The 20,452-nt window shown below is 62.2% G+C and carries 16 protein-coding genes and 1 pseudogene; 8 read left to right on the forward strand and 9 right to left on the reverse strand.

What is annotated here, in order from left to right; translation table 11 throughout:
• Positions 1–2 precede the first annotated feature (2 nt).
• Positions 3–1,337 (reverse strand): aspartate aminotransferase family protein, encoded by a 1,335-nt coding sequence (locus OU993_RS10280; protein WP_268156756.1) that lies wholly within the window; start codon positions 1,335–1,337, stop codon positions 3–5.
• Between the two features lie 153 nt (positions 1,338–1,490).
• Here OU993_RS10280 and OU993_RS10285 point away from each other — a divergent pair, with 153 nt between their 5' ends.
• Positions 1,491–2,039: a cupin domain-containing protein gene (locus tag OU993_RS10285; protein ID WP_268156758.1), complete on the forward strand. Its 549-nt coding sequence runs from the start codon at positions 1,491–1,493 to the stop codon at positions 2,037–2,039.
• 18 nt (positions 2,040–2,057) lie between these two features.
• On the opposite strand, the gene iolG is transcribed toward OU993_RS10285, so the two are convergent.
• Positions 2,058–3,047: an inositol 2-dehydrogenase gene (gene iolG / locus OU993_RS10290; protein WP_268156760.1), complete on the reverse strand. Its 990-nt coding sequence runs from the start codon at positions 3,045–3,047 to the stop codon at positions 2,058–2,060.
• A gap of 147 nt (positions 3,048–3,194) precedes the next feature.
• Here iolG and OU993_RS10295 point away from each other — a divergent pair, with 147 nt between their 5' ends.
• The 7 genes from OU993_RS10295 to OU993_RS10325 all read left to right on the forward strand — a co-directional run bounded on the left by OU993_RS10295 (position 3,195) and on the right by OU993_RS10325 (position 11,075).
• Positions 3,195–4,013, forward strand: coding sequence for a MurR/RpiR family transcriptional regulator (locus OU993_RS10295; RefSeq protein ID WP_268156762.1), 819 nt, complete (start codon positions 3,195–3,197; stop codon positions 4,011–4,013).
• Positions 4,014–4,129: 116 nt separating this feature from the next.
• On the forward strand, positions 4,130–6,070 hold the full coding sequence (locus OU993_RS10300; RefSeq protein ID WP_268156764.1) for a bifunctional 5-dehydro-2-deoxygluconokinase/5-dehydro-2-deoxyphosphogluconate aldolase: 1,941 nt from the start codon (positions 4,130–4,132) through the stop codon (positions 6,068–6,070).
• Complete coding sequence (iolD, locus tag OU993_RS10305) at positions 6,067–7,887, forward strand: 3D-(3,5/4)-trihydroxycyclohexane-1,2-dione acylhydrolase (decyclizing) (RefSeq protein WP_268156766.1); 1,821 nt, start codon at positions 6,067–6,069, stop codon at positions 7,885–7,887. The genes OU993_RS10300 and iolD overlap by 4 nt, the downstream gene beginning before the upstream one ends.
• A 1-nt stretch (position 7,888) precedes the next feature.
• On the forward strand, positions 7,889–8,782 hold the full coding sequence (gene iolE / locus OU993_RS10310; protein WP_268156768.1) for a myo-inosose-2 dehydratase: 894 nt from the start codon (positions 7,889–7,891) through the stop codon (positions 8,780–8,782).
• A 22-nt stretch (positions 8,783–8,804) separates the two neighbouring features.
• Positions 8,805–9,059, forward strand: coding sequence for a hypothetical protein (locus OU993_RS10315; protein ID WP_268156770.1), 255 nt, complete (start codon positions 8,805–8,807; stop codon positions 9,057–9,059).
• On the forward strand, positions 9,056–9,865 hold the full coding sequence (gene iolB / locus OU993_RS10320; protein ID WP_268156772.1) for a 5-deoxy-glucuronate isomerase: 810 nt from the start codon (positions 9,056–9,058) through the stop codon (positions 9,863–9,865). Before OU993_RS10315 ends, iolB begins: the two co-directional genes overlap by 4 nt.
• 85 nt (positions 9,866–9,950) lie before the next feature.
• Positions 9,951–11,075, forward strand: coding sequence for a Gfo/Idh/MocA family protein (locus OU993_RS10325; RefSeq protein ID WP_268156774.1), 1,125 nt, complete (start codon positions 9,951–9,953; stop codon positions 11,073–11,075).
• Between the two features lie 32 nt (positions 11,076–11,107).
• Here the strand turns inward: OU993_RS10325 and OU993_RS10330 are convergent, their stop codons facing one another.
• The 7 genes and pseudogenes from OU993_RS10330 to OU993_RS10360 all read right to left on the reverse strand — a co-directional run bounded on the left by OU993_RS10330 (position 11,108) and on the right by OU993_RS10360 (position 20,164).
• Positions 11,108–11,509, reverse strand: coding sequence for a four-helix bundle copper-binding protein (locus tag OU993_RS10330; protein WP_268156776.1), 402 nt, complete (start codon positions 11,507–11,509; stop codon positions 11,108–11,110).
• A gap of 65 nt (positions 11,510–11,574) precedes the next feature.
• Positions 11,575–12,777: an osmoprotectant NAGGN system M42 family peptidase gene (locus tag OU993_RS10335; RefSeq protein WP_268156778.1), complete on the reverse strand. Its 1,203-nt coding sequence runs from the start codon at positions 12,775–12,777 to the stop codon at positions 11,575–11,577.
• Positions 12,778–12,780: 3 nt separating this feature from the next.
• A pseudogene (ngg, locus tag OU993_RS10340) lies at positions 12,781–14,581 on the reverse strand (N-acetylglutaminylglutamine synthetase).
• Between the two features lie 5 nt (positions 14,582–14,586).
• Positions 14,587–16,362: an N-acetylglutaminylglutamine amidotransferase gene (locus OU993_RS10345; protein ID WP_268156780.1), complete on the reverse strand. Its 1,776-nt coding sequence runs from the start codon at positions 16,360–16,362 to the stop codon at positions 14,587–14,589.
• A 153-nt stretch (positions 16,363–16,515) separates the two neighbouring features.
• The gene (locus tag OU993_RS10350; protein WP_268156782.1) at positions 16,516–17,586 is read right to left on the reverse strand and encodes a hypothetical protein; all 1,071 of its coding nucleotides are present in this window, start codon (positions 17,584–17,586) and stop codon (positions 16,516–16,518) included.
• The gene (locus OU993_RS10355; protein WP_268156784.1) at positions 17,583–19,145 is read right to left on the reverse strand and encodes a glycosyltransferase family 2 protein; all 1,563 of its coding nucleotides are present in this window, start codon (positions 19,143–19,145) and stop codon (positions 17,583–17,585) included. Before OU993_RS10355 ends, OU993_RS10350 begins: the two co-directional genes overlap by 4 nt.
• Before the next feature lie 473 nt (positions 19,146–19,618).
• Positions 19,619–20,164, reverse strand: a complete 546-nt coding sequence (locus OU993_RS10360; RefSeq protein ID WP_268156785.1) for a TetR/AcrR family transcriptional regulator — start codon at positions 20,162–20,164, stop codon at positions 19,619–19,621.
• Positions 20,165–20,452 lie beyond the last annotated feature (288 nt).

Raw genomic sequence — 20,452 nt, forward strand, 5'->3', positions numbered from 1 at the left:
CGTCAGGCGGCGCGCTTCAGCGCATCACCGATCATGGAGACGATCGTCTCGATCTGCTGTTTTTCGATGATCAGCGGCGGCGAAAGGGCAATCACGTCGCCGGTGACGCGGATCAGCAGGCCGCTCCGGAAGCAATCGACGAAGACGTCGTAGGCGCGGGTGCCGGGGGCGCCATCGCGGGATTTCAGCTCAATCGCGCCGACGAGGCCGAGATTGCGGACATCGATGACGTTCGGGTGGTCCTTCAGGCTGTGCAGCGCGTCCTGCCAGGTCGTCTCAAGTTCCGCACCCCGCGTAAGGAGGCCTTCTTCCTCGTAGATTTCCAGCGTCGCGATGCCGGCGGCGCTCGCCACCGGATGGCCGGAATAGGTGTAGCCGTGGAAGAGTTCGATCGCGTTGTCCGGGCCGTGCATCAGGCCGTCATGGACCTTGCGGCTGGCAAAGACGGCCCCCATCGGGATCGCGCCATTGGTCAGGCCCTTGGCGGTCGTGACGAGATCCGGCACCACGCCGAAATAATCCGTCGCGAAGGGCGTTCCAAGGCGGCCGAAGCCGGTGATGACTTCGTCGAAGATCAGCAGGATGCCGTATTTTTCGGAGATGGCGCGCAGGCGCTCGAGATAACCCTTCGGCGGCACCACGACGCCGGCGGAGCCGGAAAGCGGCTCGACGATGACGGCGGCGATCGTTTCATGGCCATGCAACTGCACCAGACGTTCCAGGTCCTCGGCGAGGTCCAGCCCGTGCGGCGGCAGGCCCTTGGAAAAGGCGTTGCGTTCGATATCCAGCGTGTGGCGCATGTGGTCGGCCGGGATCTGCGGGAAAACGCGGCGGTTGTTGACGAGACCGCCGACGGAAATCCCGCCGAAACCGACACCGTGATAACCCTTTTCACGGCCGATGATGCGGGTGCGGGTGCCCTGGCCGATGGCGCGCTGATAGGCGATCGCAATCTTCAGCGCCGTATCGACCGATTCCGACCCGGAGCCGGTGAAGAAGACGCGGTCGAGGCCGGCTTCCGGGCCGCCCGGCGCCATCTTGGCGAGCTTTGCGGCGAAATCGAAAGCGATCGGATGGCCCATCTGGAAGGTCGGGGCAAAATCCAGCGTGCGCAACTGCCGTTCAACGGCCTCGGCTATGCGCTTGCGGCCATGGCCGGCATTGACGCACCAGAGGCCCGCAGTGCCGTCCAGAACCTTCTTGCCGTCGATGTCGGTGTAATACATGCCCTCGGCTTCGGCGAGGAGGCGCGGCGACGCCTTGAACTGGCGGTTGGCCGTGAACGGCATCCAGAAATTATCGAGCGGCGGCATGTTGCTGTTGGAAGAATGGTCCATGGCCTGAAGGTCCCCGTGGGTGTGATGCTGCTAGGTGTCAGTCATTTTTCGAAGGTCAACAAGTCCTTTTCTTCTGGCACATAAGCTATTGAAAAGAATGATCTGATCGGGCACTGTTTGCGATATTTCGAACATCTGAAACGGGGAAGAGCCATGAGTGTTGATGTCGGCAGCCGGTTGCGGCATGTCCGCCTGGCGCACAAGCTGTCGCAGCGCGAACTCGCCAAACGGGCGGGGGTCACGAATTCCACCATTTCGCTGATCGAATCCAATGCATCCAATCCCTCCGTCGGAGCGCTGAAGCGTATTCTCGACGGCATTCCGATCGGTCTTGCCGAATTCTTCGCCTTCGAGCCGGAACGGTCCAAAAAGGCGTTTTATGCGGCCGAGGAACTGGTGGAGATCGGCAAGGGCAAGATCTCCTTCCGGCAGGTGGGCGACAACCTGTTTGGCCGCAGCCTGCAGATCCTGAAGGAATGTTACCAGCCGGGGGCGGATACCGGGAAGGTGCCGCTGGTCCATGATGGCGAGGAGGGAGGGATCGTTCTGTCCGGTCGCCTGGAGGTGACCGTCGATGACGAGCGCCGGATCTTAGGGCCCGGCGACGCCTATTATTTCGAAAGCCGACGGCCCCACCGCTTCCGCTGCGTGGGACCGGTGCCCTGCGAGGTGATCAGCGCCTGCACGCCGCCGACGTTTTGACAACGTCGAGGCAGCCGGTCAGAGGCTGACGGCAGCGCCCGTTTTTGCGGATTTCAGCGCCGCATCGGCAAGCTTCAGCGCAATCAGGCCATCTTCTGCGGACGGGGACGCTGTGGCGCCCTTTTCCACCGTATCGATGAAGGCGGCAATTTCTGCTGCATAGGCTGCCGTGTAGCGGGTCATGAAGAAATCATGCAGCGGCGGGCGGGTATAACCGTCCTTGTTGGCTACCTCGATAGAGACCGGGCGCTGGTTTTCGGCAGCCACTGACCCCAGCGAACCATGCACCTCGATACGCTGATCATAACCATAGGTGGCGCGGCGGGAGTTGGAAATCACCGCCTGGCGACCGCTGGCCGTGGTCAGAATCAGGCTGGCCGAGTCGTAATCGCCGGCTTCGCCGATCTTCGGATCGACCAGGACGGCACCCGTTGCGAAGACCGAGGTGATCTCTTCGCCGAGCAGGAAACGCGCCATGTCGAGATCGTGGATGGTCATGTCGCGGAAGATGCCGCCCGAGACCTTGATGTAGTCGACCGGCGGTGCACCCGGATCGCGGCTGGTGATCGTCACCATCTCCACCTTGCCGATGGTGCCCTTGTCGATTTCGGCGCGAACCGCCTGGAAATGCGGATCGAAGCGGCGGTTGAAACCGAGCATCACCTTGGCGCCGGTTTCCTTCACCACATCGATGCATCCTTGCGCGCGGGCGACATCCAGATCGATCGGCTTTTCGCAGAAGATCGCCTTGCCGGCGCGGGCGAATTTTTCGATCAGGTCCGCATGAGTATTGGTCGGCGTGCAGATGATGACGGCATCAACATCCTTGTCGGCCAGAACCGCCTCGATCGTGCTGACCTTGCAGCCGGCCTCGTCGGCAATCGCTTTGGCAGCGGCCTCCATGGCATCCACCACGGCGACCAGCTTCGCCCGCGGGTCGGAGGCGATCGCCTTTGCATGCACCTTGCCGATACGTCCTGCTCCGAGCAGGGCCAGTCGCGTTACCATGGGATCTCCTCCAGAAGGTTTTCGATGGTTTTCCACTGGTGAACCGGGATCTCCAGGGTCCGTGGAAAATCAGTGTTTGGAATATATGTTCCATTTGGCTAGATTGTGATGCTATTCATGTCAAGCGCGGAAAAGGGAAGCAGCATCATGAGCGAGGCGGGTCCTCCAGCGACGATCAAGGAGTTCGAGGACCGGTTGCTGAGTGTCTCGGCCAGCCTGCCGAAGCGGCTGAAGCAGTGCGCCGATTATGTGGCGGCCAACAATGATCGCATCGCGGTGTCGACCGTCGCGGAAATGGCGGAGGGGGCGGGCGTTCAGCCATCGGCCGTGATGCGCTTCTGCCAGATCATGGGCTTTTCCGGCTATTCTGAAATGCAGCGCCTGTTCCGCGAGAGTTATGTCGGCGGCTGGCCCGACTATTCGACACGGCTTGACCATCTGCGGGAAAAGGGGGAGGGGAGCCCTTCGCTGCTTCTGGCGGAATTCGTCGAGGCGGGGCGGGCCTCGCTGGAAAGCCTGCTGCAGACGGTGGATACCGAAAGTCTCGACCGGGCGGTGGAGACACTGGCGAAGGCCAATCTCATCCACATCATCGGTCTGCGGCGTTCCTTTCCGGTGGCGAGTTACATCGCCTATGCGCTGGAGAAGATGAAGGTGCCGGCCATGTTGCACAGCGTGACGGGCCGGCTCGACAGTTTCAACGCCCTGCGGCCAGGAGATGCGCTGCTGGCGATTACCTTTTCACCCAATTCGCCCGAGACCATGGAACTCGTGGAAATCGCCAGCCGCAGCGGCATTCCGGTGGTGGCGTTGACCGACCGTGTCGTCAGCCCGCTCCGAAAGCTGAATGTCAACCTGCTGACGGTGTCGGAAGTGGATTTCGGTGCCTTCCGTTCGCTGTCCGCAACGCTCTGTCTGGCCATCGCGCTTTCCGTCGCAATCGGCGCGCGGCATGGCAATGGCTGAATGTTTGTATTGAAACGCTAGAAAATGGAATATATAGTTCATTTTGTGGCGCCGATGATCCGAGAAGAACGAGAGCGCAGGCCGCCGGCTCAGCGGGATGAGCGGGCGAGGGAGGAATGATGACATCGCTGGATCTGATCACGATCGGACGCTCGTCCGTGGACCTTTACGGCGCGCAGGTGGGTGGCCGGCTGGAGGATATGAATTCCTTCAACAAGTATATCGGCGGGTCTCCCACCAATATCGCCGCGGGTGCGGCGCGGCTTGGCCTCAAGAGCGCGGTCATCACGCGTGTCGGCGATGAGCATATGGGCCGTTTCATCCGTGAGCAGCTGGTGCGCGAAGGTGTGGATGTGCGCGGTGTGAAGACGGATCCGGAACGGTTGACGGCGCTGGTATTGCTTGGCATCCGCGACGAAAACCAGTTTCCCTTGATTTTCTATCGCGAAAACTGCGCCGACATGGCGCTCTGCGAAGACGATATCGACCCGGCGTTTATCGCCGATTCGCGCTGTGTCACCGTCACCGGAACGCATCTCTCGCATCCGCGCACGGAAGCTGCCGTGATGAAGGCGCTGCGGCTGGCACGTGAGAACGGCGCAAAGACCGCGCTTGATATCGATTACCGCCCGAACCTCTGGGGTGTGGCGGGCCATGGCGACGGCGAAAGCCGTTTTGTCGAATCCGCCAAGGTGACCGCCAAGCTGCAGAGCACGCTGCATCTGTTCGATCTGATCGTCGGCACGGAAGAGGAATTCCACATTGCCGGTGGCTCCACCGATACGCTGGAAGCGCTGCGGGCCGTCCGCAAGGTGTCCAAGGCGGCGCTGGTGTGCAAACGCGGGCCGATGGGGGCTGCGGTTTTCGAAGGCGAAATCCCGGACAGTCTCGACAAGGGGCAGACTGGCCCCGGTTTTCCGATCGAGGTGTTCAACGTGCTGGGTGCCGGCGATGGTTTTATGGCCGGCCTGCTGAAGGGCTGGCTGACGGGTGAGGATTGGCCGACGGCGCTGAAATACGCGAATGCCTGCGGTGCCTTTGCCGTATCGCGCCACGGCTGCACGCCCGCCTATCCGAGCTGGGAAGAGCTGCAATATTTCTTCCGGACCGGCATCAAGAACAAGGCGCTGCGCAAGGATGCGGCACTCGAGCAGGTGCACTGGTCGACCAACCGCAAGGGCGACTGGTCGACCATGCGCGTCTTCGCCTTCGATCACCGCATGCAACTGGAAGCCATGGCGGAAGAGGCCGGTGTTCCGACGGATCGCATCGGCGCTTTCAAGAAACTGTGTCTTCAGGCGGCCACCGCCGTTGCCGGCGGGCAGGGCGGATATGGCATTCTGTGCGATGGCCGTTTGGGCAAAGAGGCGCTGTATGCCGCGGCCGGCACTGGCCTCTGGATCGGCCGTCCCGCCGAATGGCCGGGTTCTCGCCCGCTGACGCTGGAGCCGGAGCTGGGGCTCGATTGCGGCGGGCTTGGCGAATGGGCCGCCGAACATGTCGTCAAGGTTCTGTGTTTCTATCACCCGGACGACACGGTTGAGATGAAGGAGCGCCAGGAGGAGACGGTCAAACGTCTGTTCGAGGCGGCGCGCCGCAACCGGCTGGAGTTCCTGCTGGAGGTCATCCCGTCGAAGGTCGGTCCCGTTGATGACGAAACCACGGCTGCGATCATCGACCGCTTCTACGAGATCGGCGTTTATCCCGACTGGTGGAAGCTGGAGCCGATGAAGACGAAGGCCGCCTGGGCCAATGCCTGCGCCGCCGTGGAACGGCATGATGCCTATACGCGCGGCATCGTCGTGCTTGGTCTCGATGCGTCGCAGGCGGAGCTTGAGGAAAGTTTCGTGCTTGCCGCCGGCTTCGATCTGGTGAAGGGTTTTGCGGTCGGCCGTACCATCTTTGGCGAAGCGGCCCGCCAATGGCTGTCGGGCCAGATCGATGATGCCGCCGCCGTGGAGGATATGGTGGCGCGGTACAAGAGCCTGTGTGCGGTCTGGGATGGGGCGCGGGCAAAGGCTGCGGCTGTCAAGGGAACCGGTGGAGGAATGGCATGACAACGATCCGTCTCACGGCGGCGCAGGCGCTGGTGCGCTATCTCGCCAACCAGATGAACGAGGACGGTGTGCCCTATATCGCCGGTGTCTGGGCGATTTTCGGCCACGGCAATGTGGCGGGTCTGGGCGAGGCGCTCTATGGCGTGCGCGATGAACTGCCGACCTATCGCGGGCAGAACGAACAGTCGATGGCACACGCGGCGATCGCCTACGCCAAACAACTGGGCCGGCGTCGCGCCATGGCGGTGACCTCCTCGATTGGTCCGGGCGCCTTGAACATGGTGACGGCGGCGGCACTGGCGCACGTCAACCGCCTGCCGGTGCTCTTCCTTCCGGGCGATGTGTTTGCCAATCGCGGTCCTGATCCGGTGCTGCAGCAGATCGAGGATTTCGAGGACGGCACGGTGTCCGCCAATGACTGCTTCAAGCCGGTCAGCCGATACTTCGATCGCATCGAGCGGCCGGAACAACTGTTGACGGCGCTGCCGCGTGCCATGCGCACGCTGACGGACCCCGCCGATTGCGGCCCCGTCACACTCGCCTTCTGCCAGGATGTGCAAGCCGAGGCTTACGATTATCCGGAACGTTTCTTTGCGAAAAAGACCTGGCGTTTCCGTCGTCCCGAGCCGGATGTGGCGGAACTGGAGGCGGCTGTCGCCGCCATCAAGGCCGCGAAAAACCCGGTGATCGTCGCCGGCGGCGGCGTGCATTTTTCCGGTGCAACGGCCACGCTGAAGGCTTTTGTCGAGAAGCACAAGATCCCGGTGGTCGAAACACAGGCCGGCAAGTCGGCGCTGGCCTGGGATCATGCCTATAACTTCGGCCCGGTCGGCGTTACCGGCTGCGACAGTGCCAATATCGTGTCCGAAAAGGCCGATCTGGTGATCGGTGTCGGCACGCGCTTCCAGGATTTCACCACAGGATCCTGGGCGCTGTTCAAGAACCCGAACCGCAAGATCCTGGCGCTTAACGTGCAGGCCTATGACAGCGCCAAACACGATGCAATGCCGCTGGTCGCAGATGCCAAGGTCGGGCTCGAAAAGCTCTCCGCAGCGCTTGGCGCCCATGCCTTCGGCGAGCCGGATGCCGGTTTGAAAGCCAGCTGGTTTGCCAAAGCCGATGCGGTGACGGCGGCGCCCAAGGATGCCAATACGCTGCCGACCGACATGCAGGTGATCGGCGCTGTGCAGCGTGCGTCTCGCGACAATACGGTTGTCATGTGCGCGGCCGGTACCATGCCGGGCGAGTTGCACCAGCTCTGGAAAGCCAAGCTGCCGCTCTCCTATCACATGGAATACGGCTTTTCCTGCATGGGCTACGAGATTGCCGGCGGTCTCGGCATCAAGATGGCGGAGCCGAAGCGCGACGTCATCGTGATGGTCGGCGACGGTTCCTACATGATGATGAATTCGGAGCTGGCAACGGCGGTCGGCATGGGGGTGAAAATCACCGTCGTCATCACCGACAACCGCGGTTACGGCTGCATCAACCGGCTGCAGATGGGCACCGGCGGCGCGGAGTTCAACAATCTCTACGCCCATTCGAATGTCAGCCCCATCGCGATCGATTTTGCCGCTCACGCGGCAGCCATGGGCGCGAAAGCCCATAAGGTTGCCTCGATCTCGGAACTGGAGACCGCGCTTGCCGCGGCCCGCGAGGCGACAGAGACGACGGTGATCGTCATCGATACCGATCCCTATCCGACACCGGGGGCCGGCGGTCACTGGTGGGACGTAGCCGTACCGGAAGTCTCGGCCCGCGACGAAGTGAAAACGGCGCGTGCCGCCTATGAAGCTGCCCTGAAGGAAAGAACTTAAGATGATCCTCTTCGGTACCAATCCGATTGCCTGGTCCAATGACGACGACCGCTCGCTTGGCGCGCATATCAGCCTGGAGCAGTGCCTGGATGAAACCGCCAAGATCGGTTTCGACGGCATCGAGAAGGGCCACAAGCTGCCAACCGATCCGGCCGGCCTGAAATCGGTCCTCGAGCCGCGTGGTCTGAAATTCGTCTCCGGCTGGCATTCGCTGAACCTTTTGACCAACAGCATCGAGGACGAAAAGGCCGCGATGCAGCCTTTCCTCGACGTGCTGAACGCCATGGGCTGCAAGGTCATCATCGTCTGCGAAACCTCGAATGCCATCCATGGCAATGATGAGGTGGCACTCGCCGATCGTCCGAAGCTGGCTGAGGCCGACTGGGCCAAGTTCGGCGCAGGCGTCGAGGCGCTGGCGGAATTTTCCGCTTCTCAGGGCATTTCGCTGGTCTACCATCACCACATGGGAACGGTCGTCGAGAGCGAAGCGGAAATCGATCTTCTGATGCAGCACACCGGCCCGCATGCCAAGCTGCTGCTCGACACGGGCCATTGTTATTTCGGTGGCGGCAACCCGGAAGCGGTTGCGAAAAAATACATGCACCGCGTCGGCCATATCCACGCCAAGAACGTGCGTCCGGTCATTGCCGAGCAGGTTCGCGCGCAAAAACTCTCCTTCTTGGAAGGCGTGCGCCGTGGTGTTTTCACCGTTCCGGGCGATACGGAAGGTGGCGTGAATTTCCCGCCGGTCCTCAAGATTGCCGCAGAGCATGGTTATCAGGGCTGGATCGTCATCGAGGCGGAACAGGACCCGGATGTCCGCAACCCTTACGAATATCAGAGCCTCGGCTTGAAATCGCTGAAGGGCTTCGCCAAGGATGCGGGTCTGATCTGAACCTCATCCGAAGGATAGCCCGTTGAAACTGCTGGACCCCCATCACCCGTTCTTCAAGCCGCTCTGGCGGCGCATCCTGACGGTCGTTTTGCCGGCAGCCTGGGGCGGGGTGGAACTCTACAATGGCTCTACGGGTTGGGCCCTCTTGTTTCTCGCGGCCGCAGCCTATGCGGCCTACGAATTGCTGATCAATTACGACCGGACGATAGCGCAGGCCGCGGCGGATGAAGCCGCCCGCAAGGCGAGGCTTGAGGCCGACAAGGGAGACGAGGAATGAGCGATCTGCTGCGTAAACCGACGGGCAAAACCGGCAAGGTGCATGACATAACGCCCGCGAGTGCCAACTGGGGTTATGTCGGTTTCGGCCTCTATCACCTGAAGGCCGGCGAGACCGCCGCCGAGCCGACCGGCGAAACGGAAGTGATCCTCGTTCTCGTTGAAGGCAAGGCAGATATCGCGGCGCAGGGCAAGGCGTTCGGCGAACTGGGCGACCGGATGAGCGTGTTCGAAAAGACGCCGCCGCATTGCGTCTACGTGCCGGCCGGCAGCGACTGGACGGCGACCGCGACGACCGACTGCACGCTCGCCATCTGCACGGCCCCCGCCAAACCCGGCCGCGAGGCGCAGGTGATCGGCCCCGCTGGCATCACTCTCACCGAACGCGGCAAGGGCGCCAATACCCGCCACATCTTCCCGATTGCCATGGAAGACCGGGATGTGGCCGACAGCCTGCTCGTCACCGAAGTCTTCACCCCGTCGGGCAACTGGTCGTCCTATCCGCCGCACCGGCACGACGAGGACAAGTTTCCGGAGATGACCTATCTGGAAGAGACCTATTACCACCGCCTGAACCCGGCGCAGGGGTTCGGTTTCCAGCGTGTCTTCACCGAAGATGGTTCGCTGGACGAGACGATGGCCGTCTCGGACGGTGACGTGGTTCTGGTCCCGAAGGGCCATCATCCGTGCGGCGCGCCTTACGGATACGACATGTATTACCTGAACGTCATGGCCGGTCCGATGCGCAAGTGGCGCTTCCAGAACCACCCGGACCACGACTGGATTTTCAAGCGCGACAATCCGTGATCGCTGCCTTCGGGCAATGTCTTGAGGAGGGCCTGCCCGGACCTTAACAACAGCTGTCGCAACCAACTGCTTCTGGGAGGAAGGCATGCGGGAACTCGGCGTGGGCCTGATTGGCACCGGCTATATGGGCAAGTGCCATGCACTGGCCTGGAACAATGTTGCAAGCGTTTTTGGTGACGTGCCGCGCCCGCGGCTCGTGACGCTGGCGGAGGTGAATGCCGATCTGGCGGCCCGCCGCGCCGCCGAACTGGGTTTTGCCGCATCGACCGGAGAGTGGCGGGATCTTCTTTCCGATCCGCAGATCGACGTCATCTCCATCACCACCCCAAACGCCTTCCATCCGGAGATGGCGATTGCGGCGCTTGAGGCCGGCAAGCATGTGTGGTGCGAAAAGCCGATGGCGCCGAAGCTTGCCGATGCGATTGCCATGCGCGATGCGGCAAGGACAAGCGGCAAGGCCGCGGTGATGGGCTACAACTACATCCAGAACCCGATGATCCGCCATATGCGCCGGTTGATCGACGAAGGGGCGATCGGCACCATCAACCATGTCCGCGTCGAGATGGACGAGGATTTCATGGCCGATCCTGCCGCCTTCTTCTACTGGAAGAGCGAGGCAGCCTCCAGTTACGGCGCGCTCGATGATTTTGCCGTGCATCCGCTCTCCCTGCTGTTTTCGCTGTTCGGCCATGTCGAGAGCGTGGTGACGGACATGGTCAAACCCTATGCGGAACGTCCGCTGAAGGAGGGCGGCACGCGCGCGGTGGAAAATCACGATGTGGCAAGTATTCTGCTGAGGCTCGAGGGCGGGCTTTCGGCGGTGCTGATGGCGAACCGCGCTGCCTGGGGTCGCAAGGGCCGCATCGCGCTGCAGATTTTTGGCTCTGCTGGCTCCATCCTGTTCGATCAGGAGCGGATGAACGAGTTCCAGCTTTATCAGGCGACGGGGCGGCCCGAGGAGCAAGGGTTCCGCACCATCCTCGCGGCACCGCATCATGCACCCTATGACCGCTTCATTCCCGCGCCCGGCCACGGGCTCGGCTTCAACGATCTGAAGATCATCGAATGCCGTGAACTGATGGAGGTGATCGAGGGACGCCAGGGCCATGTCATCGGCTTTGAGGACGGTTTGCGCATCGAGCGTGCGGTGCATGCGATGGCGCAGTCGTTCCGAGACCGCCGCTGGGTCGATGTCGAGGCGAGTGGTTGACGGGCGTCCCGGAGACGCCCGCCGGGTATAACTCAGTGAACGGCGGGCAGTGCTTCGCGGCAGGCCCGCTCGCAGCGTTCGCAGGCATCGGCGCAGACGCGGCAATGTTCGTGCATCTCGGCATGCGAGCGGCACTCGGCACCGCAGACGCGGCAGGCTTCGGCGCAAGCCTGGATGACGGCGCGCATGACTTCCGTGTTGGAGCCGGTGCGGCGTGAGGCGATGGCGCCGGTGGCCGCGCAGATATCGGCGCAATCCAGATTGCGGCGAATGCATTGAATGAGTTTGCTATGGTCTTCCTCGCCGAGGCATGCATCCGCACAGCTGGTGCAGGTCTGCGCGCAGGCATAACATTCTTCGATGCATCGCAGCAGGGCATCATCGGTCTGGCCCTGGACATGCGGATGGGTGGAAATCATTTCACGAACGTGCATCGGGCTTCTCCTCGTCTGCTTGGGGGGGCGAGTGGGCCTAACGGCAAGCGAAAGCCGGAGTTCCCTCACACCACGCTGGGCGACTGCTTTCCGCGGATCGGCCGCTGCTGTTCCGGCTCCCGGCTCCTGATCACCGGGATGGCAAGGTCCTGTTCGGCCTCTTCCGTGGGCTGTGTCGTAAACCCCTTGACGCTCGACAACTCGTTGACATCGCGCCCGATCAGCACGGGGCTGACGGCAAAGGCAGAGACGAGCTGCGCCACCGAGACGAGCGCATGTTTGTGGATGCGCTCATAACCGTGCGAGGCATCGACGCCGAAGGTGGCTAGCGCCGTGCGGATGTCGTGCCCGGCTTCAAGCGCCGAGGCCGAATCCGAGCGATAGTAGCGAAAGACGTCCTTCTGGTAGGGAATGCGTTTTTCCTCGCACAATTCCACCAGCTTGCGTGTCAGGTGATAATCGAACGGGCCGGTCTGGTCGGCCATGGCGATCGTGACGCCGAATTCGGAGGAATTCTGGCCCGGTGCCGAGGTGCCGTTGTCGACGGTCAAAAGGGAGGCAATGTCTGCCGAGATTACCGATGAGGCGCCGACACCCACTTCTTCCGCGATGGTGAACAGCCAGTGGGTGTCAACCGGCGTCTTTGCGCCGGTGCGTTCCAGGGCCTCGATCGCTGCCAACATGATTACGACGCCTGCCTTGTCGTCCAGATGACGGGAATTGATGAAGCCGTTGTCGAGGAACTCGGTTCCGGGGTCGATCGCCACCGTATCGCCGACATCGATGCCGAGTGCCTTCGTCTCGGCGGCGGAACGGGTGATCGCATCGATGCGCAGTTCTACATAGGGCCAACCGACGGGCAGCGTATCCACCTCGTCGTTGAAGGTGTGGCCGGAGGCCTTCAGCGGCAGGATCGTACCGCGAAAGGTGCCGTGATAGCTGTAGATGGTCACCCGCGCGCCTTCGGCAAAGCGGGCGGACCAGTGGCCGATGGGAACGAGTTCCAGCCGGCCATTCTCCTTGATCGCTTTGACCTGCGCGCCGAGTGTATCGACATGGGCGACGATGGCGCGTGCGCCCTTGCGCCGGCTGCCCTGGCGCACGGCCCGGATGGCGCCGCGGCGGGTGAGCTCCGGCGTCAGCCCCAGCCGTTCAAGCTCTTTGGAGCAATGGATCACCACCTGGTCCGTATAGCCGGTTGGACTGTTGATCAAAAGCAAGGCCTTCAGCTGGTCCAGCAGGTAATCTTCGTCGATATCGATCGTCATGACTTACATTTTCCCCAGCGCATTGCGGGCCGCGCGGTGACCGGACAGCGGAAACAGGAGATCGAGAAAGCGCTCGGCCGTCGGCTGCGGTTCATGGTTGGCAAGGCCCGGGCGTTCATTGGCCTCGATGAAGACGTAGTCCGGATCGGTCGGGCCTTTCACCATGAAGTCGATGCCAACGACCGGAATGTCGATCGCCCGCGCCGCCTTGACCGCCGCCTCCACCAGGCGCGGATGGACGATGGCGGTCACATCATGGATCGAGCCGCCGGTGTGCAGATTGGCGGCCTTGCGCACCACCACGTCCCGGCCTTCCTCCAGAACATCGTCCAGCGTGAGGTCAGAGAGTGACAGGCAGCGTTCCGTCTCGGCATCGATCGGGATCGTGCTTTCGCCGCCGGTTGCGGCGGCGCGCCGGCGGGACAAGGTCTCGATCAACTGCCGCACCGTGCTGCGGCCATCGCCGATGACATGCGGCGGTCGGCGGATGGCGGCGGCCACCAGCTTGAAGTCGATCACGACGAGGCGCAGATCCTCCCCTTCGAAGCAGGCCTCGATCAGGACCCGGTCGCAGACTTCGCGGGCAGCTTGAATGGCGGCCCTGACCTCGTCGAGTGTCGAGAGACCCACTGCGACCGCCCGACCCTGTTCGCCACGGGCCGGCTTGACGACGACGCGTCCGTGCTTGTCGAGGAAGGCGGCAAGCGCCGCCTCGTCATCACCTGCCGTCATCTGTTCCGGAACGATCAACCCGGCGCGCTCGACCACGCGGCGTGTCACCGCCTTGTCGTCGCAGATCGACATGGCGACGCCGGAGGTCAGTTCCGACAGGCTTTCACGGCAGTGCACGGAACGCCCGCCGTTCGACAGGCGAAAGAAGCCGCCCTCGGCATCGGTGATCTCGACATGCACGCCGCGCCTGCGCGCCTCGTCGACGATCAGCCGCGCATAGGGGTTCAGCGCGTCATAGGCTTCGAGCGGGCTTGCGAAGAGGCGTTCGTTGATCGAGTTCTTCCGTTTCACGGAAAAAGCCGGAATACGCCGGAAGCCGAGCTTTTCGTAAAGCGCGATGGCCTGCTCATTGTCGTGCAGCACGGAGAGATCCATGAAGGCGGCACCGCGTGCCTTGAAATGTTCGCCCAGCCGCCTGACCAAAGTTTCGCCGATGCCGGCATGACGGGCCTGAGGATCGACGGCAAGGCACCAGAGCGATGTTCCCTGTTCGGGATCGGAAAAGGCGCGCGTGTGGTCGATGCCGGTGACGGTGCCAATCACCTCGCCGGTCGTCTCGTCTTCGGCCACCAAGATAAGTGATGGCGCGGTTGTCGCGGTTCGACCAGAAGAAATCCGGCCGCACCTGAACCATGCCGCGGGCGGCATAGATGCGGTTGACGGCCCGTGCATCCGCCTCCGATGTCAGCCGGCGCACGAAAAAACCGCGCGGCTGGCGGCGACCGGACCGATAGGTGGAAAGGTCGAGCCGGTAGGTATGGGACGGATCGAGGAAGATCTCCTGTGGCGCTTCCGCCAGAAGCACATGCGGATCGGCTACATAGACGGCAATGTCGCGGTGGTCCGGGGCCTCTTCCCGAAGGGCCGAGACCAGTTCGCCGGCATCATCGAAGGTTTGCGCAAAGATCAGCCGGCCCCAGCCGCAATCGACGCAGGCGGATGCCGTCGGCGCGGTGCCATCCGACAGGCCGGTGCGGTGCATGGATTCAAAGCGCTTGCGTTTCAGCCGATGCGCCACGGCCTTGTCGCTGCGGTGGCGGTGGGCGCGTTCGCTCGTCTTGTTGTTTGCCATACCCCTTATACCCCCTGGGTTTGCAGCCACATTTCGAGCAGTCCGACCTGCCAGAGTTCCGATCCCTGAAGCGGCGTGATATGGCCGGTCGGGTCGGTGAAGAGCTGTTGCAGATAGTCCTCCCGGAATATCCCGCGCTCGCGCGCGGCCTGCGAGGTCAGCGCATCGCGCACCATGTCGAGATAGGGTCCATCGACATATTTCAACTGCGGAACCGGGAAATAACCCTTCTTGCGATCGATCACCTCGTGCGGCACCACGAGGCGGGCGGCATCTTTCAGCACACCCTTGCCGCCTTCGTTCAGCTTAAATTCCGGTGGGATTTTTGCCGCCAGTTCCACCAGTTCATGGTCGAGGAAGGGTACGCGTGCCTCCAGCCCCCAGGCCATGGTCATGTTGTCGACGCGTTTCACCGGGTCGTCCACCAGCATTACCTGGCTGTCGAGGCGAAGGGCGGCGTCCACCGGCGTATCGGCGCCCGGCCTTGTCAGATGTGCGGCCACGAGGTCCCGGCTGACATCGTGATCGGCCATCCAGTCCGGGTTGAGCTGGCTCTTCAGAACGTCATGCGACCGGTCGAAAAAGACGTTTGCGTAATCGCCCACCACGTCATTGGTGTTTTGCAACGGCGGGTACCAGTGGTACCCGGCAAACACCTCATCGGCCCCCTGTCCGGATTGCACGACACGGATATGCTTGGAGACTTCCTTGGCCAGCAGATAGAAGCCGACATTGTCATAAGAGACCATCGGTTCCGACATGGCGCTGATGACGCCCGGAAGCGCCTCCATCAACTGCGACGAGGGCACGAAGATCTTGTGATGGTCGGTGCCGAAGGTTTTGGCGATCAGGTCGGAATAGACGAATTCGTCGCCCTTTTCGCCATTGGCCTCCTCAAAACCGACGGAAAAGGTCATCAGGTCTTTCTGGCCTTCTTCCGCAAGCAGGCCGGTGATGATGCTGGAATCGACGCCGCCGGACAGCAGCACGCCGACCGGAACATCGGCCACCATGCGGCGGCGCACCGCGATGCGCAGCGCATCCAGCACCCGGTCGCGCCATTCCTCGCGCGAGAGGCCGGAGAGATCCGGATCGCGCTGATGCGGCGGGTTCCAGTAGATTTTATCCGTCTCGCTTCCATCCGCCTCGATGACGCGGATGGTCGCCGGTGGCAGCTTCCTTACGCCGTTGAGGATGGTGCGTGGCGGTGGCACCACCGCGTGGAAGCTCATGTAGTGGTGCAGGGCATTGCGGTCGATCGAGGTATCGATCTCGCCGCCCTTCACCAGCGCCGGCAGCGACGAGGCGAAACGCACGGCACGTCCGACCTTGGCCAGATACAGCGGCTTGATGCCGAAACGGTCGCGCGCCATCACCACGCGGTTCGTGTCGCGCTCGTGGATGACGAAGGCGAACATGCCGTGGAAGCGCTCGACGCAGGCCGTGCCCCAGGCATGCCAGGCCTTCAGGATGACTTCCGTATCACCATGCGAAAAGAAGCGGTAACCCTTGGCTTCCAGTTCGGCGCGCAGTTCCGGGTAGTTATAGATGCAGCCGTTAAACGCGATGGTGAGGCCGAGTTCGCCATCCACCATCGGCTGGCGGGCTTTTTGCGACAGGTCGATAATGGACAGTCGCCGGTGCGAGAGGGCAGTGGATCCGTGGATCACCATGCCGGAGCCGTCTGGCCCGCGAGGCGCGATAGCCTCCATCATCCTTGCTTGAATAAGGGGGGATGGCTGAGCGCCGTCGAACCGTATTTCTCCGCAGATTCCACACACTGTGCTGCTTTGAACCTCTCTCTTCTTCTTCGAAATGCCCCCGTAGACAGGGACGCGAACGGCTGGACGCCGCCGAAGAGACGAAGCCCAGCCATTGGCCTAACGAAGAAGTTCCAGAAAGGTTGCGCGTTTTTTTGGGGGACGTGCGGAACCTCAGGAGAATGACAGCGTCGGTCGCAGGAGGAGTGCGGGGCAGGCTCCGATCCTGGTGCAGGTCTGCGAGAGAAGTTCCGACGAGCGTCCCATCTGTCGTTCGCGCCAGGAGGAGCCGCTCCACAGGGGATCGAACTGCCACGCCATCAGGGCGCTTGCCGCCAAGGCTGCATAGAGGCTGATGCGCATTGCTGCGGACAATCGTCGCCCGCCACTCCACAGGAAGGCCAGAAGAGGCGCGAGCAGACTGGCGGTCCAGGGCGCAAGATCAATGGCAAAGGTTCCTTGGACGGCGGCAACCAGGAAGGGGAATATCAGGACGGCAGCGGCAGTCACGCGGTTTGCCGGCTCCCGCATGGCCGCGAGCATGAAGGCGAGAAGCGGAAGCGATGTCACCGTCAGCGCCATGACGGCGGTCGCGTCAAACGAAGGGCGAAGGGCAAAGGTCGACAGGATGCCCTGCAGGAACAGTGCTACTGCTCCGGCTGGCGCGGCAAGCTGCAGGGCGGAAACGGCAAGCACGGCGATGACTGCCGGGACGAGTGCGACAAGCAGCAGGGCAATCGCCACCTGAACCTCCGCGCGGGCGCGTGGCTCCGTGAGGGGCGCAAGAAAGGCCAGAACCAGGAGGATTGGCCAGCCGCCCGGCACGAGGGCAAGCGGCGCCAGAAACAGACCGAGATGGATCCGTGCCTCGGCATCCGGCCTTTGCAGGATATCCAGGACAGCGATGGCGGCAAGCGCCAGCGCCGCAACTGCGCCCAGCGTCGCGGGCTCGCTCGAAATCGCATAAAGCATCAGGGGATGCGACATGGTCAGCAGCAGCAGGAGACCGGCGCCCGCGATGCCCCAGGCCGATTGCTGCAAGCGCCGCAGCGATGCCACCATGCACAGGACCGGGAGGACCAAGAGAGCGATGATCCAGGGGCGTTGCGGCATCGTGTTCACCGTTGTCACGGCCATCAGCGCAAAGAGGGCGCCGCTGACGAGAACCAGGGCGAGGTCACGAACAAAACCGGTCCGGTGGCCGGCAGGGCGGGGCGGCAAGATCGGCGGAAAACTCTGCATCATGCCGCCGCCTTTTCCAGAAGCTGGGCGCTGATCTCGCTTTTGCCGTGCTCGGTCTTTTCCCAGTGGTGTGGATTGTGGAGCAGTTGCCAGAGCGCCTTATAGGCGGCAACCGAATGCAGCACCCAGTAGAGCGGCATCAGGAGGCCGGATGGCAGGAGGTCGTAGAAACCGCGCTTCAGGCAGGCGATGGTGCCAAAATAGAGAAGCAGCAGATTGCCGATCACCAGATTGAACAGGGCAAGCGCACCAAAGGGTTCTGGAAGCCGCCAGTCCGTGACGCCGAAGGCGGAGGTGGCGAACAGCAATGTCAGCAGCCAGAGGATCGGGTTGATCAGCACGGTAAACGGCGGCAGCCCGATAAAGGCCTGGAAACTCAGGAAACCCGCGGTGCCGAGCGAGCGCCACAACTGGACGGGGCTTCGCATGTGCACGAGCCAGGTCTGCATATAGCCCTTGATCCAGCGCGACCGCTGCTTGACCCAACTCTTGATATCGCTTGTCGCCTCCTCGAAGGTGGTGGAGGGGATGACGCCGACGGTGTAACCGCTCTGGGCAAGCCTGACCCCGAGGTCGGCATCTTCCGTCACGTTGAAGGGATCCCAGGCCCCGGCCTGGCGCAGCACGTCGATACGGAAATGGTTGGAGGTTCCGCCGAGCGGGATCGGCACGCTCATCCTGGAGAGCGCCGGCAGGAAAAAGTCAAACCACTGCGAATATTCGAGCGTGAACATGCGCGTCAGCCAGTTTTCCGAGCGGTTGAAGTAGTTCAGGCGGGCCTGGACACAGGCCAATCCATTGTCGCCAAGCCGGAATGCGGCCACCGCAAGCCGCAACTGATCCGGCTCGGGCTGATCTTCAGCGTCATAGATCGTGACGAACGCGCCGCGGCAGAAGGGAAGAGCGTAATTGCACGCCTTCGGTTTGGTGCGGGGATGGGAAGCGGGCACCCGCACAATCTCGAAGGTGGCCGGCAGGCGCATCGCCTTGGCGGCCTCGATGGTTTCGACGTCATCCTCTTCGAGCACCAGCTTGATGTCCAGTTTGGAGGCCGGATAATCCAGCCGTTCCAGGGCTCGCACCAGCAGCGGGAGTACACGCGCCTCGCGATACATCGGCACCAGGACCGAATAGACCGGAAGCGATTCCGCCGGCAGGTTTGCCGCAAGTTCGCGGATGTCGGATGCCTGGTCCACGGCGCTGCCGGCGCCGAGCAGTGTGAGAATGAACTTGAAGACAAAGGAGGCCGTGTAAAGCAGCGTGACGATCACGCCCACTGCCACAAGTGTGGTGTGGGGGCTGTAGATCAACGCTGCCGAAGCAATCGCCGCAAGGCTTGCAAAGGCCAGGATGTGACCTCTGGTGAATGTCGTGCGGGCAGACAGAAGAGGTCTCGTCGTGCAGAGGTCTTCCCGGGCGGTACGGTCGTCGCTGTCGCGGAACAGCCGCTGTGTTTCCCACAAGATGTCGAAGGACGAAGTCAGCAGGAAGGCGAAACCCGTTTTTGCCGTAGCGCTCGGCGGCCCAATGTCGCTGCGCCTCGCCGAGTTCGGTGGTTGCAACGAGGGTGACACCGTCCTGTCTTTGCCAGGGCAGCAGCGAAAGGCGCGTGTAATCACTCCGGTCTTCTGCCCGCAGCAGGGTCGGATCACAGGGCTCCTTCATCAGGTCGATGAAGGGCAGATCATTGGCTTCGGCGAGCGCTTCGTAATAGGCGCGCGCAGTGACCAGCCGCTCCGAGATCAGCAGCCGCTCCATCCTGTAGCCACCGCCGGACCATCTGTTCAGAACCTTTGCCATGTCGTCGGGATTTAGAATGCCGCGCTCCATCAGGAGGCAGCATGCACGCAGGGTCATGGCCCTTTCCGCCGCGCTTTCATCATGAACGTTCATCGTTCGGGGTTCCCAGGTGATGTATATGCCACCAACCTGTCAGAGAACCATTGCTGGAGCGGAAAGAATTTCCCGAAGCTTTTGTTCAATCTTTAAGGAAGGCCGGATTCTGCGGCCTTCATTCTCATATTGAAACAGGCCGTCACGCTGGCCGCGTGCCACGGACGAAAAGTGCGATCGCCTGGCGCATGTGGTTCCGGCGCTGTTCGAGATCCGGCCATCCCCTCGGACCGCCGGCGCCGAACATCAGGTCGAGCAGCATGCGTGCGCCTGCCATCGGGTCGTCGAGATGCAGTTTTCCGCGCTCCATCTCCTGCGTGAGCCATCTTGCAAGCTGCAGACGGGCTGTCTCCGGCCCCTCCCGGTAGAGGATCTCGGCCAGTTCCGGCACTTGCGGTGATTCAAGCATGACGATGCGGATGAACGCCTCCCGTTCGCGCTCGGTCTCAAGATCGATGTCAACCCGGAAGATCTTGCTGATCACCTCGTCGAGCGGTCCATCTTCCTCCGGTGGGCGCGGCAGGTCGAGCATCATCTGCCGATGTGCCACCACGACGGCGAGGAAAAGATCATTCTTGCTCGGAAACAGGCGGTACAGCGTCTGCTTCGAGATCCGGCAGCGGCTTGCGACAATATCCGTTGTCGTGCGAACCAGACCAAGTTCGGCAAACGTCTTGCGCGCGGTCACGATAATTGACTGAAGTCGATCTTCGTCACTTTGTGTCTTCGGACGCCCACGGCCTCGTTTGACGTTCGGGATTACGGGTTTTTCCTGATCATTCATGCAATGCCACGTGTCTCTACATCCGTTGAGGGACAATTGTACAGGATGTTGCTTTACGATGCATGCATGAAGAAAAGAAAATCATCCCGTCGTGAACAGGATGATTTTCCCGCCCTGCGAAGACAGGCCGACCGGTGATGAACACTCATGGGCCGAACGCGCGAACAACACTCCCATAGCTGCCAGAACCGA

The sequence above is a fragment of the Rhizobium sp. SL86 genome, assembly GCF_026672545.1.
GTDB lineage: Bacteria > Pseudomonadota > Alphaproteobacteria > Rhizobiales > Rhizobiaceae > Neorhizobium.

Coding starts and splice junctions, on each gene's coding strand:
- OU993_RS10280 (WP_268156756.1), bottom strand. CDS start 1,337: ATGGACCATTCTTCCAACAGCAACATGCCGCCGCTCGATAATTTCTGG.
- OU993_RS10285 (WP_268156758.1), top strand. CDS start 1,491: ATGAGTGTTGATGTCGGCAGCCGGTTGCGGCATGTCCGCCTGGCGCAC.
- iolG (WP_268156760.1), bottom strand. CDS start 3,047: ATGGTAACGCGACTGGCCCTGCTCGGAGCAGGACGTATCGGCAAGGTG.
- OU993_RS10295 (WP_268156762.1), top strand. CDS start 3,195: ATGAGCGAGGCGGGTCCTCCAGCGACGATCAAGGAGTTCGAGGACCGG.
- OU993_RS10300 (WP_268156764.1), top strand. CDS start 4,130: ATGATGACATCGCTGGATCTGATCACGATCGGACGCTCGTCCGTGGAC.
- iolD (WP_268156766.1), top strand. CDS start 6,067: ATGACAACGATCCGTCTCACGGCGGCGCAGGCGCTGGTGCGCTATCTC.
- iolE (WP_268156768.1), top strand. CDS start 7,889: ATGATCCTCTTCGGTACCAATCCGATTGCCTGGTCCAATGACGACGAC.
- iolB (WP_268156772.1), top strand. CDS start 9,056: ATGAGCGATCTGCTGCGTAAACCGACGGGCAAAACCGGCAAGGTGCAT.
- OU993_RS10325 (WP_268156774.1), top strand. CDS start 9,951: ATGCGGGAACTCGGCGTGGGCCTGATTGGCACCGGCTATATGGGCAAG.
- OU993_RS10330 (WP_268156776.1), bottom strand. CDS start 11,509: ATGCACGTTCGTGAAATGATTTCCACCCATCCGCATGTCCAGGGCCAG.
- OU993_RS10335 (WP_268156778.1), bottom strand. CDS start 12,777: ATGACGATCGATATCGACGAAGATTACCTGCTGGACCAGCTGAAGGCC.
- OU993_RS10350 (WP_268156782.1), bottom strand. CDS start 17,586: ATGATGCAGAGTTTTCCGCCGATCTTGCCGCCCCGCCCTGCCGGCCAC.